This window comes from Pseudomonas sp. WS 5410, assembly GCF_012985645.1.
Classification (GTDB): domain Bacteria; phylum Pseudomonadota; class Gammaproteobacteria; order Pseudomonadales; family Pseudomonadaceae; genus Aquipseudomonas; species Aquipseudomonas shahriarae.
Map to the genome: position 1 here is coordinate 15,613 of NZ_JAAQWS010000028.1, position 13,019 is coordinate 28,631.

At 60.5% G+C, this 13,019-nt stretch carries 13 protein-coding genes; 2 read left to right on the forward strand and 11 right to left on the reverse strand.

Annotated elements, in window-relative coordinates; translation table 11 throughout:
* Nucleotides 1–974: 974 nt before the first annotated feature.
* The 3 genes from HBO24_RS27070 to HBO24_RS27080 all read right to left on the reverse strand — a co-directional run bounded on the left by HBO24_RS27070 (nt 975) and on the right by HBO24_RS27080 (nt 3,785).
* Entirely contained in the window at nt 975–1,652 is a 678-nt protein-coding gene (locus tag HBO24_RS27070) for a GntR family transcriptional regulator (protein WP_170060708.1), read from the reverse strand.
* Between the two features lie 15 nt (nt 1,653–1,667).
* Complete coding sequence (locus HBO24_RS27075) at nt 1,668–2,369, reverse strand: FadR/GntR family transcriptional regulator (protein WP_057439669.1); 702 nt, start codon at nt 2,367–2,369, stop codon at nt 1,668–1,670.
* 90 nt (nt 2,370–2,459) lie between these two features.
* Nucleotides 2,460–3,785, reverse strand: coding sequence for a C4-dicarboxylate transporter DctA (locus HBO24_RS27080; protein WP_169961414.1), 1,326 nt, complete (start codon nt 3,783–3,785; stop codon nt 2,460–2,462).
* Between the two features lie 217 nt (nt 3,786–4,002).
* Here HBO24_RS27080 and HBO24_RS27085 point away from each other — a divergent pair, with 217 nt between their 5' ends.
* Nucleotides 4,003–4,632: a DNA-3-methyladenine glycosylase I gene (locus HBO24_RS27085; protein ID WP_057439667.1), complete on the forward strand. Its 630-nt coding sequence runs from the start codon at nt 4,003–4,005 to the stop codon at nt 4,630–4,632.
* A 29-nt stretch (nt 4,633–4,661) separates the two neighbouring features.
* On the opposite strand, the gene HBO24_RS27090 is transcribed toward HBO24_RS27085, so the two are convergent.
* From HBO24_RS27090 to HBO24_RS27120, 7 genes are all read right to left on the reverse strand, one after another.
* Nucleotides 4,662–6,095: a PLP-dependent aminotransferase family protein gene (locus tag HBO24_RS27090; protein WP_120732622.1), complete on the reverse strand. Its 1,434-nt coding sequence runs from the start codon at nt 6,093–6,095 to the stop codon at nt 4,662–4,664.
* Nucleotides 6,096–6,260: 165 nt separating this feature from the next.
* Nucleotides 6,261–7,028 carry an SDR family oxidoreductase gene (locus tag HBO24_RS27095; RefSeq protein ID WP_057439666.1) on the reverse strand — a complete coding sequence of 256 codons (768 nt, stop codon included), beginning with the start codon at nt 7,026–7,028 and terminating at the stop codon, nt 6,261–6,263.
* A gap of 17 nt (nt 7,029–7,045) precedes the next feature.
* Nucleotides 7,046–8,113 (reverse strand): phosphotransferase family protein, encoded by a 1,068-nt coding sequence (locus tag HBO24_RS27100; RefSeq protein ID WP_170060709.1) that lies wholly within the window; start codon nt 8,111–8,113, stop codon nt 7,046–7,048.
* Between the two features lie 129 nt (nt 8,114–8,242).
* Nucleotides 8,243–9,196, reverse strand: a complete 954-nt coding sequence (locus tag HBO24_RS27105) for a 2-hydroxyacid dehydrogenase (protein WP_170060710.1) — start codon at nt 9,194–9,196, stop codon at nt 8,243–8,245.
* 156 nt (nt 9,197–9,352) lie between these two features.
* A complete protein-coding gene (locus tag HBO24_RS27110) occupies nt 9,353–9,784 on the reverse strand; it encodes a hypothetical protein (RefSeq protein WP_057959823.1) in 432 nt (143 codons plus the stop codon).
* A gap of 79 nt (nt 9,785–9,863) precedes the next feature.
* Nucleotides 9,864–10,358, reverse strand: coding sequence for a DUF4822 domain-containing protein (locus HBO24_RS27115; RefSeq protein ID WP_057439663.1), 495 nt, complete (start codon nt 10,356–10,358; stop codon nt 9,864–9,866).
* A gap of 316 nt (nt 10,359–10,674) precedes the next feature.
* Entirely contained in the window at nt 10,675–10,869 is a 195-nt protein-coding gene (locus HBO24_RS27120; RefSeq protein ID WP_057439662.1) for a hypothetical protein, read from the reverse strand.
* A gap of 237 nt (nt 10,870–11,106) precedes the next feature.
* Here HBO24_RS27120 and HBO24_RS27125 point away from each other — a divergent pair, with 237 nt between their 5' ends.
* Complete coding sequence (locus HBO24_RS27125; RefSeq protein ID WP_057439661.1) at nt 11,107–12,384, forward strand: HAAAP family serine/threonine permease; 1,278 nt, start codon at nt 11,107–11,109, stop codon at nt 12,382–12,384.
* 42 nt (nt 12,385–12,426) lie between these two features.
* On the opposite strand, the gene HBO24_RS27130 is transcribed toward HBO24_RS27125, so the two are convergent.
* Entirely contained in the window at nt 12,427–13,005 is a 579-nt protein-coding gene (locus HBO24_RS27130) for an acyl-homoserine-lactone synthase (protein WP_057439660.1), read from the reverse strand.
* Between the last annotated feature and the right edge of the window lie 14 nt (nt 13,006–13,019).

Below are 13,019 nucleotides of genomic sequence, written 5' to 3' on the forward strand. Positions count from 1 at the left end.
CCACATTTGATTTGTGGTGGTACCAACATTCTCTGCGCCAGTGAGGTCCCCTGTGGGAGCGGGCTTGCCCGCGATAGCGGCAGTCCAGTCACTACTTCTGGCAACTGACCCACCGCCATCGCAGGCAAGCCAGCTCCCACATTTGATTTGTGGTGGTACCAACATTCTCTGCGCCAGTGAGGTCCCCTGTGGGAGCGGGCTTGCTCGCGATAGCGACAGTCCAGTCACTGTTGCTGGCAGCTGACCCACCGCCATCGCAGGCAAGCCAGCTCCCACATTTGATTTGTGGTTGTACCAACATTCTCTGCCCCGCGCAGATCCCCTGTGGGAGCGGGCTTGCTCGCGAATGCGGCAGTCCAGTCACTGTTGCTGGCGGCTGACCCACCGCGATCGCAGGCAAGCCAGCTCCCACATTTGATTTGTGGTGGGGCCAAAATTCTCTGCCCCGCGCAGATCCCCTGTGGGAGCGGGCTTGCTCGCGAAAGCGGCAGTCCAGTCACTGTTGCTGGCGGCTGACCCACCGCGATCGCAGGCAAGCCAGCTCCCACATTTGATTTGTGGTGGTGCCAACATTCTCTGCCCCGCGCAGATCCCCTGTGGGAGCGGGCTTGCCCGCGATAGCGGCAGTCCAGTCACTGTTGCTGGCGGCTGATCCACCGCCATCGCAGGCAAGCCAGCTTCCACATTTGATTTGTGGTGGGGCCAAAATTCTCTGCCCCGCGCAGATCCCCTGTGGGAGCGGGCTTGCTCGCGAAAGCGGCAGTCCAGTCACTGTTTCTGGCAACTGATCTACCGCCATCGCAGGCAAGCCAGCTCCCACATTTGATTTGTGGTGGTACCAACATTCTCTGCGCCGCGCAGATCCCCTGTGGGAGCGGGCTTGCCCGCGATAGTGGCAGTCCAGTCACTGTTGCTGGCGGCTGACCCACCGCCATCGCAAGCAAGCCAGCTCCCACAGTTGAATCTCCATTGGCTTACGAGAGTTGTGCTTGCAGATGATCCAGATGTTGGGTCATCAGGCTTACGGCCGTGCCCCCATCCCTGCGCTCCAGTGCCTCGATCATCGCCGACTGCTCACGCCAGGTCCCGGCGAACGTTCCCTGTTGCGCAATGACCAGCGAGGTCAACGGCACCAGGCTATTGAGAAACTGCGCCAGTGGCCGATTCCCCGCAATGCTCGCCAGCAATAGGTGAAACTCGCCACACAGGCGGATGGCCGGGCCTTGCTGGCCCTGTTCGACGCACGCCCGTTGGCGCGCCACCAGTTCACGCAAGCGCCGCACCTGGCCGGGGCTGGCCTGTGCGCACGCCAATTGCACCACGGTCACTTCCATCAAGCGCCGCGCCTCGAGAATGTGTTGCACCTGCTGCGCATCGGGCGCCGCCACCTGGGCACGCAGGTTGGGGCGCAGGATGATCACTTGCTGCTCGGCCAGGCGCGCCAGGACCCGGCGCAGTACGCTGCGGCTGACGCCAAATTGTTCGGCCAGGCCTTCTTCGGTAAAGCGGCTGGTGGGCACGATGCGCTGTTCGAGGATGGCATCGAACAGCCGTGGGTAGAGGTCATCCACCGAGGGCCGTTTACCGGGCACCAGGCGCATGGGGGGCGGGGCGGTGACAACGTTAGTGCGTTGCAGGGCATGAGCGCTCATGGCCAGCCTCCAGAGTCAGTTGCCGAGATGGTCGTCGGGAATGTTCAGGGCGGTCCCCATGCGCTGGCCTTCGTTGAGGATATGGCGGCGCATTTCGGCGCTGGCCTGGGCGCTGTTCTTGCTGCGGATCGCGCGCACCACCGCTTCGTTTTCCTGCAGGCGCTCGGCCAGGTGTTCGGGGGAGTTGCGCAACACCTGGGCGCTTTGCTTGAGGGCGTTGCTAGTCTGCTGCACCACGTTCTGGAAGATCGGGTTGGAGGTCAGGGCGAACAGTTCTTCGTGGAAGGCGATGTAGGCGTTCATCCCCGCTTCACTGTCGTTGGCGTCCAGGGCTTCGCGCATGTCCATCAGGGTCAGGCGCAGTTGCCCGATTTCCTTGCTGGTGATGGACTGGGCCACCAGGCCGACGATAAACGGCTCCAGGGTGTAGCGCAGTTGCAGGATGTCGGCGAGGCTGGCGTCGGCCACGGCATCATGGGCTTGGGGCTCGTTGACGCTGGTTTCCAGCACGACCACACCTTTGCCGGGCATCGAGCGCACCAGGCCGAGGGTTTCCAGGACGATCACGGCTTCGCGCAGGCTCGGGCGGCTGATGCCCAATTGTTCGGCCAGTTCGCGCTGGCCGGGGAGCATTTCGCCACGCCGCCATTGGCCTCGGGCCAGGGCGGCGCGTAGTTTTTCTACGACTGAATTGACGACGGTTGAGGTGCTGATCACGCCGGGCTCCTTATGTTGCAAACACAAACGGTAAAAATGGCGACGATTAACGGTGGGAGCGAGCAAGCCCGCTCCCACACTCGATCTGCGCTAGAACTCCTGGTGAGCCGGCAACACCGGCTTCTTGGCCTGGAACGCATACCCTTGCTGCCCCTCCAGCACCTTGTTGGCCCGTTGCAGATCAATGTCCTTTTCCCAGCGGGCAATGGCCACGGTCGCCACGCAGTTGCCGATCAGGTTGGTCAGTGCACGGCCAATCCCCATAAACCAGTCCACGGCCAACACCAGCACCAGGCCCACCACCGGGATGGCGGGAATGGCGGTGAGGGTCGCGGCCAGAATCACCAGGGCTGAACCCGGTATGCCGTGGGCCCCCTTGGAGGTGATCAGCGACACCAGCAGGATGGTCAGCAGATCGGTCATCGACAACGGCGTACCGGTGGCGTTGGCGATAAACACAATGGCCAGGGTCAGGTAGATCGAGAAACCATCGAGGTTGAACGAGTAACCGGTGGGGATCACCAGGCCGACGGTGGAACTGCCGATGCCCAGGTGCTCCAGTTTACGCATGATCTGTGGCAACACTGCATCGGATGACGCGGTGCCCATCACGATCAGCAGCTCTTCGCGCAGGTATTTGAGCAGCGGCAGCATGCGCAGGCCCGACAGGCGCATCACCGCGCCCAGGATCAGCGCGACAAACGCGATGCAGGTCAGGTAGAACAGACCCACCAGGCTGCCCAGGTGCTGTAGCGAATCCAGGCCATAGGTGCTGGTGGTAAAGGCGATGGCACCGAATACGCCGATGGGCGCCAGGCGCACGATCATGCCCATGATGCGGAAGATCACATGGCTCAGTTCGTTGATCAGTCGTGAAATGCCCGACGCCGCTTCCCCTACCAGGTTCAGCGCACTGCCGAACAGCACCGAGAACAACAGCACTTGCAGTACGTTGTTGTCGGCAAAGGCGCCGATCACCGAGTTGGGGATCAGGTCCATCAGGAACTGACTAGTGCCCTTGATATGTTGGCCACGATCCGCCAATTCATTGAGGCCGGCGGAAGACAGCTGTTCCAGATGGATATTGGCCCCGCTACCGATCCCGGTACTGAAGGCCAGCACCAGGCCCAGTACTAGGGCGATGGTGGTGAGGATTTCGAAATAGATCACCGACTTGAGGCCGATGCGCCCGACTTTTTTCAGGTCGCCAGCACCGGAAATGCCGCTGACCACCACGCAGAACACGATCAGGCCGATCAGCATCTTGATCAGCTTGATAAAGCCGTCACCCAGGGGTTTGAGTTGTGAGGAGAATTCGGGAAGGGCCAAGCCGCACGCGATGCCGAGCATCAGGCCTATGACGACTTGCAGGAAAATCGAACGCGAGCACCATCTGAGCATGGGAAGGATCTCTATTCGGTGCCCTGGTGGGTCCAGGGCTTAATTGTTGTGGTCTTACCGGTAAGTCCAGTGCGCGGCCAGTCTACGCTCGGTTTTTTGCAAACTACAAGGGGGGGAGGGGCTGTTTAGGTTGTCCGGTCTTACCAGTTGCTCGGTAACCGTGATGCTTGAGCGGTTGGCGGTCTGGAAAATTTTTCGCTTATCATCCCCGGCTTGGCTGCTGAGGTGATGCATGGACAAGCCTGGACTGACAACCGATGAAACGGGACTGACCCGTTGTACATGGCGAACGGCCGCTGCCGAGTACCCCGATTACCACGATCACGAATGGGGTGTACCGGTTGCCGATGATAGGGCGCTGTACGAGAAAATCTGCCTGGAAGGCTTCCAGGCCGGCATGGCGTGGATCACCATTCTGCGCAAGCGCGAGCATTTTCGCCGGGCGTTCGAGGGTTTTGATTTTCGCCGGGTGGCGCAGTACACCGAGCAGGATATCCAGCGCTTGATGGCCGACCCTGGCATTGTGCGCAACCGGGCGAAAATCCTCTCGACCCTCAACAATGCGCGCAGGGCCTGCGAGCTGGTGGATGAATACGGCTCGCTGGCGGCCTGGTTGTGGGCATTCGAGCCGGCGGCCGACGAGCGCCCGGCGGTGGTGGACATGGCCTATTGGACGGGCAACCCGACGTCGCCGGCGTCGGTACGCTTGTCCAAGGCCTTGAAGAAGCGCGGCTGGACATTCGTCGGGCCGACGACGATGTATGCATTCATGCAGGCGATGGGGATGGTCAATGACCACCTGGAAGGCTGCGCCTGTCGGCAGCCAATTGAAGACCTGCGCCGCCAGTTCAGGCGCCCCTGAGTCCTGAACTGGCAGGGCCTCCTTACTCCTCAGCCAATCTGCAACAGGATATCGCGCACCTTGTCCAGGGATGGGTCGATATCCAGGGTCTCGATGGCGCCGAAGCCGAAGATCAAGCCACTACGCACCGGCGCCTGATGGAAAAACACGTCCAGTGGATACAGGCCGACTTCCACCTGGCGCGCCCGTTCGATCAGCAGGGGGATGTTCACGGGCACTTTGCACAGTGCGGCCAAGTGGAACCCGGCCACGCTGGGCACGGCTTCGAACCAGGGCGACAGGTCGCCGGCCAGGCGGCTGAGGATGCGTTCGCGGCGGGTGGTGTAGACCGCGTGACAACGCCGGATGTGCTTGAGCAGATAGCCTTCGCTGATGAACTTGGCCAGGGCCCATTGCGGCAGTGTCGAGCTGTGCTGGTCGCTCAGTTGCTTGGCCTTGAGTACCGCGCCGCGGATGGCCGGTGGCAGCACCGTGTAGCCCAGGCGCAGCTCTGGGAGCAGGGTCTTGGAGAAGGTTCCGACATAGGCGACGATGCCTCGTGTATCCATGCTTTGCAGGGCGTCAGTGGGGCGGCCTTCGTAGCGGAACTCACTGTCGTAGTCGTCCTCGATGACAATTGCGCCCAGCGCCAGCGCCCGTTTCAGCAGCGCTTCGCGGCGCTGCAGGCTCATGGGGATACCCAATGGAAACTGGTGGGACGGGGTGACGTAGATCAGTCGGGTGCCTTCGGGAATCAACTCGACCTGGATCCCTTGCGCGTCCAGCGGCACGCCGGCCACCGTGGCGCCCATGGCTTCGAAAAGCAGGCGCGCCGGGGCGTAGCCGGGGTCTTCCATGGCGACGATGCTGCCCGGTTCCAGCACCACGCGGGCGATAAGGTCCAGTGCCTGCTGGGCACCGTTGCACACCACAATGTCGTCGTCGCGGCAGTTGACCCCACGGGAAAAGGCGATATGCCCGGCAATCGCATTGCGCAAGGCCGGCAAGCCCTCGGGCTGGCCGTAGAAACCACTGTTTTTGGCAATGCGGCGCAGAGCGTCCTGGGTGCAACGTCGCCATTCGTCCTGGGGGAACAGGCTGCGGGTGGTGGCGCCACCGATGAACTCGCAGCGCAACGTGCTTTCGCGTGTCGGATGGCGCATGGGCGAGGGCAGGGCCTGCCACTTGGCCAGGTTGGCGGCGCAGGCCAGGTCGGCCGCACTTTGCAGGCCCTTTGGCCGCAGCGCATGGGGAGTGACGAAGGTGCCACGGCCGATCTTGCCGATCAGCAGGCCTTCGTAGGTCAGGGTGGTGTAGGTGTCGGACACGGTCTTGCGCGACACCCCCAACTGCTCGGCCAGCAAGCGGCTGGGGGGCAACTGCGCGCCAGCGGCCAGGCGTCCTGATTCAATCGCGTCGCGCAGTTGCTGGTAAAGCTGTTCGGCCAGGTCCTTGCGGCCCTGGATGACGACGTGCAGTTCCATGTTTCATTCCGAGGCGGCCAATTCTGCCAAGGTTACTCGTATGTACAGGCCGCGCCGATCAAAAATGTGGGAACGGGCTTGCTCGCGAAAGCAGTGGGTCAGTCAACATCAATGTTTGCTAGGCCGACGTCTTCGCGAGCAAGCCCGCTCCCACACAAGCGTGGGTCAGGAGAGGAAGCCACCGTCCACATTCAGCGAAACGCCCGTGGTGTAGGTCGAGGCATCGCTGGCCAGGTACAGCACCGCGCCGGCCATTTCGCTGGGGTCGGCCACGCGCTTGAGTGGGATCTGGGCCAGGGCCATGTTCAGGATCGACTCGTTCTTCACCAGGGCCGAGGCAAACTTGGTGTCGGTCAGGCCCGGCAGCAGGGCGTTGCAGCGGATGCCGAACGGCGCACATTCCTTGGCAAACACCTTGGTCATATTGATCACGGCGGCCTTGGTCACCGAGTAGATGCCCTGGAAGTGCCCCGGGGAAATGCCGTTGATCGAGGCCACGTTGATGATGCTGCCGCCACCGTTGTCACGCATCAGCTTGCCGGCTTCCACTGACATGAAGAAGTAGCCACGGATGTTCACGTCGACGGTTTTCTGGAACGCGCCGAGGTCGGTGTCCAGCACGTTGCAGAACTGGGGGTTGGTCGCGGCGTTGTTGACCAGGATGTCCAGGCGCCCGAACTGCTGGCGAATGCCCGCAAACACCTCGCTGATCTGCTCCATCTCGCCGATGTGGCAGGCAATGGCCGTGGCCTTGCCGCCGGCGGCGATGATTGCATCGGCCACGTGCTGGCAGCCGTCGATCTTGCGGCTCGAGACAATCACGTGGGCACCTTGCTGGGCCAGCAGCTTGGCGATGGCCTCACCAATGCCACGGCTGGCCCCGGAAACAAACGCGATCTTGCCATCGAGGTCGAACAGATGAGTCTTGGACATGGTGGTTCCTTGTCGGGTCAGAGGGTGGATTTGTGGATGACGTTCAGGCTCATCTGTTCCAGCAGCGTGTTCATGTGGATGAACTGCGCGAAACGTTTGTCCTGGGTCTGGCCATGGAAGAAGCGGTAGTAGATCTGCTGCACGATGCCGGCCAGACGGAACAGGCCGTAGGTGTAGTAGAAGTCGAAATTGTCGATCTGGATGCCGGAGCGCTCGGCGTAGTAATCGACAAACTGGCGGCGGGTCAGCATGCCGGGGGCGTTGCTCGGTTGGCGGCGCATCAGTTGCACGGGCGCCGGGTCGGCGGCTTCGATCCAGTAGGCGAGGCTGTTGCCCAGGTCCATCAGCGGGTCGCCCAGGGTGGTCAGCTCCCAATCCAGCACGCCAATGATTTGCATCGGGTTGTTGGGGTCGAGGATCACATTGTCGAAGCGATAGTCGTTGTGCACGATGCTCGAGGTCGGATGATCGTCCGGCATCTTGTCGTTGAGCCAGGCACGCACGGCTTCCCATTTCGGGGCGTCGGGGGTCAGGGCTTTTTCGTAGCGCTCGCTCCAGCCGCGAATCTGGCGTTGCACATAACCTTCAGGCTTGCCCAGGTCGGCCAGGCCACACGCGGTGTAGTCGACCTGGTGCAGTTCGACGAACTTGTCGATAAAGCTCTTGCACAAGGCTTCGGTGCGCGCCGCGTCCAGGCCCAGCTCCGGCGGCAGGTCCGAGCGCAGGATGATGCCCTTGACCCGTTCCATCACGTAAAACTCGGCGCCGATCACCGATTCGTCGGTGCAGTGCACGTAGGCTTTGGGGCAATAGGGGAAGCCATCCTTGAGCTGGTTGAGGATGCGGAACTCACGGCCCATGTCATGGGCCGACTTGGCCTTGTGGCCAAACGGCGGGCGGCGCAGGACGAATTCCTGTTCGGGGTATTCCAGCAGGTAGGTCAGGTTGGAGGCGCCGCCTGGAAACTGGCTGATTCTGGCGCTGCCACTCAGGCCTGGGATATGGGCCTTGAGGTAGGGGTCGATGAGGCTGGCATCCAGTTCTTCGCCTGGGCGAATCTGGGTGGATTGGTCATTGAGCGCCATGCTTATCCCTTTTGCTTATTCTTGAGGCCTTGGACTATTGGCTAATCTAATGCGCACAGCCAACCTGCCACAAGGCTGTGGTGGCTTAATAGGCTAGCGTGTTGGACGACAATCAGCGTGCCTGATCGGTCATTTTTCGGGCGGGGGCAAGGCAACCGGTGTGAGTACCTGGCGCCCGGCGAAGTGTTCCACGAGGTTTTCGGCGACCCTTTGCACGGTGTCATGGGCCGCTTCGGGCGACAGGCCGGCGACATGGGAGGTGAGCACCGTATTGCCCAGGCGCTTGAGGGCGTCGGGCACCTGGGGCTCGTCGTCGAACACATCCAGGGCCGCGCCGCCGATACGGCGTTGCTCAAGGGCGGCGACGAGGTCGGCGGTCACCACCACGCTGCCGCGGCCGATGTTCACCAGGTAGCCGTGGGGTCCCAAGGCGTCCAGGGCCTGGCGGTCGATCAGGTGGTACGTGCCGACGCCGCCGGGGGTGGCCAGCACCAGGAAGTCCGAGTTACGCGCCAGTTCCACGGCGCTGGCGCAGTAGGTGTAGTCCACGTCATCGCGGGGCTGGCGGTTGTGATAACTGACTTCCATGCCAAACCCGAGGGCGGCGCGCCTGGCGATCTCCAGGCCTACCGCGCCGAGGCCGAGGATGCCCAGCTGTTTGCCGGCGAGGGACGGGCGCATCACCTTGGGCCATTCGCCACGTCGCACGGCCGCGTCTGTCTGGGGAATGCCGCGTACCAGCGCCAGCAACAAGGCCATGGCGTGGTCGGCCACTGAGGGCGCGTTTACCCCGGCACCGTTGGTGACCACAATCTTGCGATTGCTCGCCGCCTGCAGGTCGACATGCTCATAGCCGGCACCGATCACGCAGATGATTTCCAGCAGTGGCAGGGCGGCGATCTCCTCGGCATACAACCCCAGTGGACCACGGGTCAGCACGGCACGGATCTGCCCGCCATGGGTCTTGATCGCCTGGGCGCGTTCTGCGGGGGTTGGCGCCAGAATCACATGAAAGTCGTTGCTCTCGATGATGGGCAGGTATTCATTGATGGTTTCAACCAGGACCAGAACAGTGGCGGGCATGGGGCAGCTCTTGTTGTGGGGTTTGATCTCTGGAGTATGCGGTATTTTTTGTAGTACGAATGCCCGCAGATGAAAGATGATTCCTCGATGGGAGGCCTTGGCATGGGGATGCCAGCGTCGGCGCAGGCTGCAGACGCTGGGCATCCGTGGGGGGCGTTACTGGGTTTGTCGTACCTTGTTCTGTTCTGCCTGGGCGATTTCCCGGAAATCATAGGTGGGGAAAAACTCGGTCCGGTAGGTGCCCCATGCAGCATTTTCCAGTGCCAGATTGACCGCTGACAACCGAGAGGCGGGTAGGCGCAGGACGATGACTTGGCCGATTCCCATGGTGATGTTCCAACTGACGACTTCTACTCCCTCCGGTGGAAATACTTTGTAGAAATCCTGCTTGGCGAGTTGCGCCCTTAGTTCGCTTAATGGGCGGGATTGATCATGTTTGAGAAATACCGTCAACATAATTGCATTTTCGGGTGTGGCGTGCGGTATTTTTGCTGTCGCGGGGGCTGAGGGTTGCGCATTGGCGCCGCTGGAAAGAAGGGCGGACAACCATACGGTGGATATTAATAACGACTTGAGTTGAGTTTTCATAAGAGGCGTCTTTTTATTGTTTTATGGATTTTTGAAGTACGTAGTCAAAGCCTGATGGTATCTGGCAGGTCAAGAATACTCAGTGGGAGGTGGAGGTTTTGATCGGCCCGTTGTAAGGCGCATGGACCACGTAGATACGAACTTTCTCGTTGGTCTCGACCATGTCCCGGGGCACTTCCCGCGAATAGGTGAACTCTTGGTTGTTGAGGACCTCAAGCCGCCTGACCACTGTTCTGGCAGGGCCCTTGTCTGGTACCAGGATATGGGTGGTTTTGTCGCCTGTGACCAGAAAGTAACCGCCACCGCCATGGTCATACTTTGACAGCCCGGTGTCGGCATAGAAAAACTCATAGCGATTACGCTCGGGGTCCCACATGGAGATGCCAACCACGCCCGGATACTTGTCCTTGACGTCAATTTGCGGGGCGCCTGCTATATAGACTTTGGTGGTCAGCCACTGGGGCGAAGAAGCGAGTGCGCGGATGTCGGAGTTTGTCGATTGTGCCTGGCTGGAAAGTGGAGCGAGCAGTCCAGCGAGAAGTAGACCTGTAAAAACGGCATGGCATTTTCGCATTAGATAATTCCTACATGGGGCGTGGGTTTTTATTCTTGTATTTGGTTGGGTATTGCTTGGGCCCGGCAGTGACGGAATATAAATGTGCTGGCAGGTGCTATCAATGCCTGGGTATATGTTTGTAACAAATCCACGGGCAATCATTTAAAAAATATTCAAATGCTCGCTGTGAAGTAGGGGAATTCCTACAAGTAAGCTGGTGAGATATAAATTGCGATAGGTATATAAATTTTATGTTTAAAGGGGCGGCTATCTATAGGGTTGTTGCCTGATTAAACGCATTTGCGCCACCCCCATTCCTCAGTTTCGCCAATCTTTAGCCGATTCGCGGGGTGGGTATCAGTGTGTTGCGAGGCTTGGGCGCGGCGGCGTATTCAATGCCGTTGAATGTGAAGGTGTCAGACTGTTGTTGCTTGGGCTTGTCTTGGGCGGCGATTTGATCGGCGATGTGGGTCGATACGCTATCGACCAACTGGCCAGCGTTGAAAATGTTCAGGCTTGAAGTCGTCATGCTTGAATCTCCAGGTTTTGTAGTAGAGCTTGCATTGAGTGGGCGATGGGGGCGTAACGTTCCTGATTCCAACAATTTGTGGTCAATCGACTGGCTCTGCTCCGTACAACCATTCCTCAGCTAAGTCTTTGCTTATTCAAGTGAATCCCGGACAATCGCGCCCCTGTTACGGTCGTGGCGCTGCCTGTCAGGTTTTTCTGACTCGCCGCGATCGTATGAAAGTGGAGAACCGAGCGGATGAATGATCAGGCCAATAGCGTCGATGAACGCTACGCAACGACACCTGTAACCCTCACGGGCTGGAGCCGCCAGGACACGACCTGGATGCTTGGCCTGTTCGGCACGGCGATTGGCGCCGGCACCTTGTTTCTGCCCATCAACGCAGGCCTGGGCGGCTTCTGGCCGTTGCTGATCCTCGCGCTGTTGGCGTTCCCCATGACCTACTACGCACACCGTGGCCTGACCCGCTTTGTGCTGTCGGGGCGTGCGGGCTCGGACATCACTGAGGTGGTTGAAGAGCATTTCGGCATCAAGGCCGGTGCTTTGATCACCTTGCTGTACTTCTTTGCGATCTTCCCGATCCTGCTGATCTACAGCGTGGCGCTGACCAACACCGTCGCAAGCTTTATGTCGCACCAACTGCACATCGAGCCACCGCCACGGGCGCTGCTGTCGTTTGTGCTGATCCTGGGCCTGCTGGCCGTGGTGCGTTGCGGCGAGCAGGTGATCGTCAAGGCCATGAGCCTGATGGTCTATCCGTTTATTGTTGCCTTGCTGTTTCTGGCGGTGTACCTGGTTCCGCACTGGAATGGCGGCATCCTCAGCACGGCCAGCACCGTTCCGGCACCGTCGGCGCTGCTGCACACCCTGTGGCTGGCGATTCCGGTGATGGTGTTCTCGTTCAACCACTCGCCGATCATCTCGGCCTTCGCCGTTGACCAGAAACGCCAGTACGGCGCCCACGCCGAAGAGCGCAGCTCGCAGATCCTGTCCCGTGCCCACTTGTTGATGGTGGCGATGGTGATGTTCTTCGTGTTCAGCTGTGTGCTGACCCTGTCACCGGCCCAACTGGCCGAAGCCAAGGCGCAGAACCTGTCGATCCTGTCTTACCTGGCCAACCACTTCGATAACCCGACCATCGCCTTTGCTGCGCCATTGATTGCGTTTGTGGCGATTGCCAAGTCCTTCCTGGGCCACTACATCGGCGCCAGCGAAGGCCTCAAGGGCCTGATCGTCAAGAGCGGCCGCCGCCCGGGCGCCAAGGCCCTGGACCGCATGACTGCTGGCTTTATGCTGGTGGTGTGCTGGATCATCGCCACCCTGAACCCGAGCATCCTGGGGATGATCGAGACCCTGGGTGGGCCGATCATTGCTTCGATCCTGTTCCTGATGCCGATGTACGCGATCCGCAAGGTGCCGGCCATGGCCAAGTACCGTGGGCAGATGTCCAATGTGTTCGTGACCCTGGTCGGCCTGGTCGCCATCTCCTCGCTGATTTACTCGCTGATCCCTTGATGTGATCAGCGCCGGCGACCTCGGCGTTACTCATATCTCTAGCTAGGCAACGGCCGAATCAGCGTGCAGCGCGATTCGGCCGTTTTTCTGCCAGGCCGGAAAACTCAGTGCTACCACATGGTCGTTGTTCACGCGTTGCGGGGCGCCGAGGCGACTCAATTGCACGCCATTTTTCAGGAAATAACGCTCCAGCGCCGGAGTGGTCACTGCCACCACCTGATTGGCGCCGTGGCTCCAGGCATGGTGCAGGCTGTTCCACCAGACGCGCATCGGTAGGGTACCTTTCTCCAGGGCGCGGGCGGCAAAGCGCGACACTTCCCAGGTGTCACGGCTGCGCGGGCTTGGCTGGTCGCACAGAAACCCGAAGACTTCCGACAGCAGATAAGGTTGGGTGGTCGGCAACAGCCGTGCGCAACCGCAGACCTGGCCTTTTGTGTCCAGGGCGAGGATATGGCGCGTGTCGGCCTGGTCGAACTGATCGAATTCACGTTGGGGCCGGGCGTGGGTGGAGTCCAGCTGCCAACCCAGTTGCTCGATGAACACTTCGTGTCGATAGCGGCCCAGGTCGTCCTCAAGGGCTGCAGACAGTTCATGGTGATGGCGGGTGATGATGCTGATCATTGGATGTCCTTATC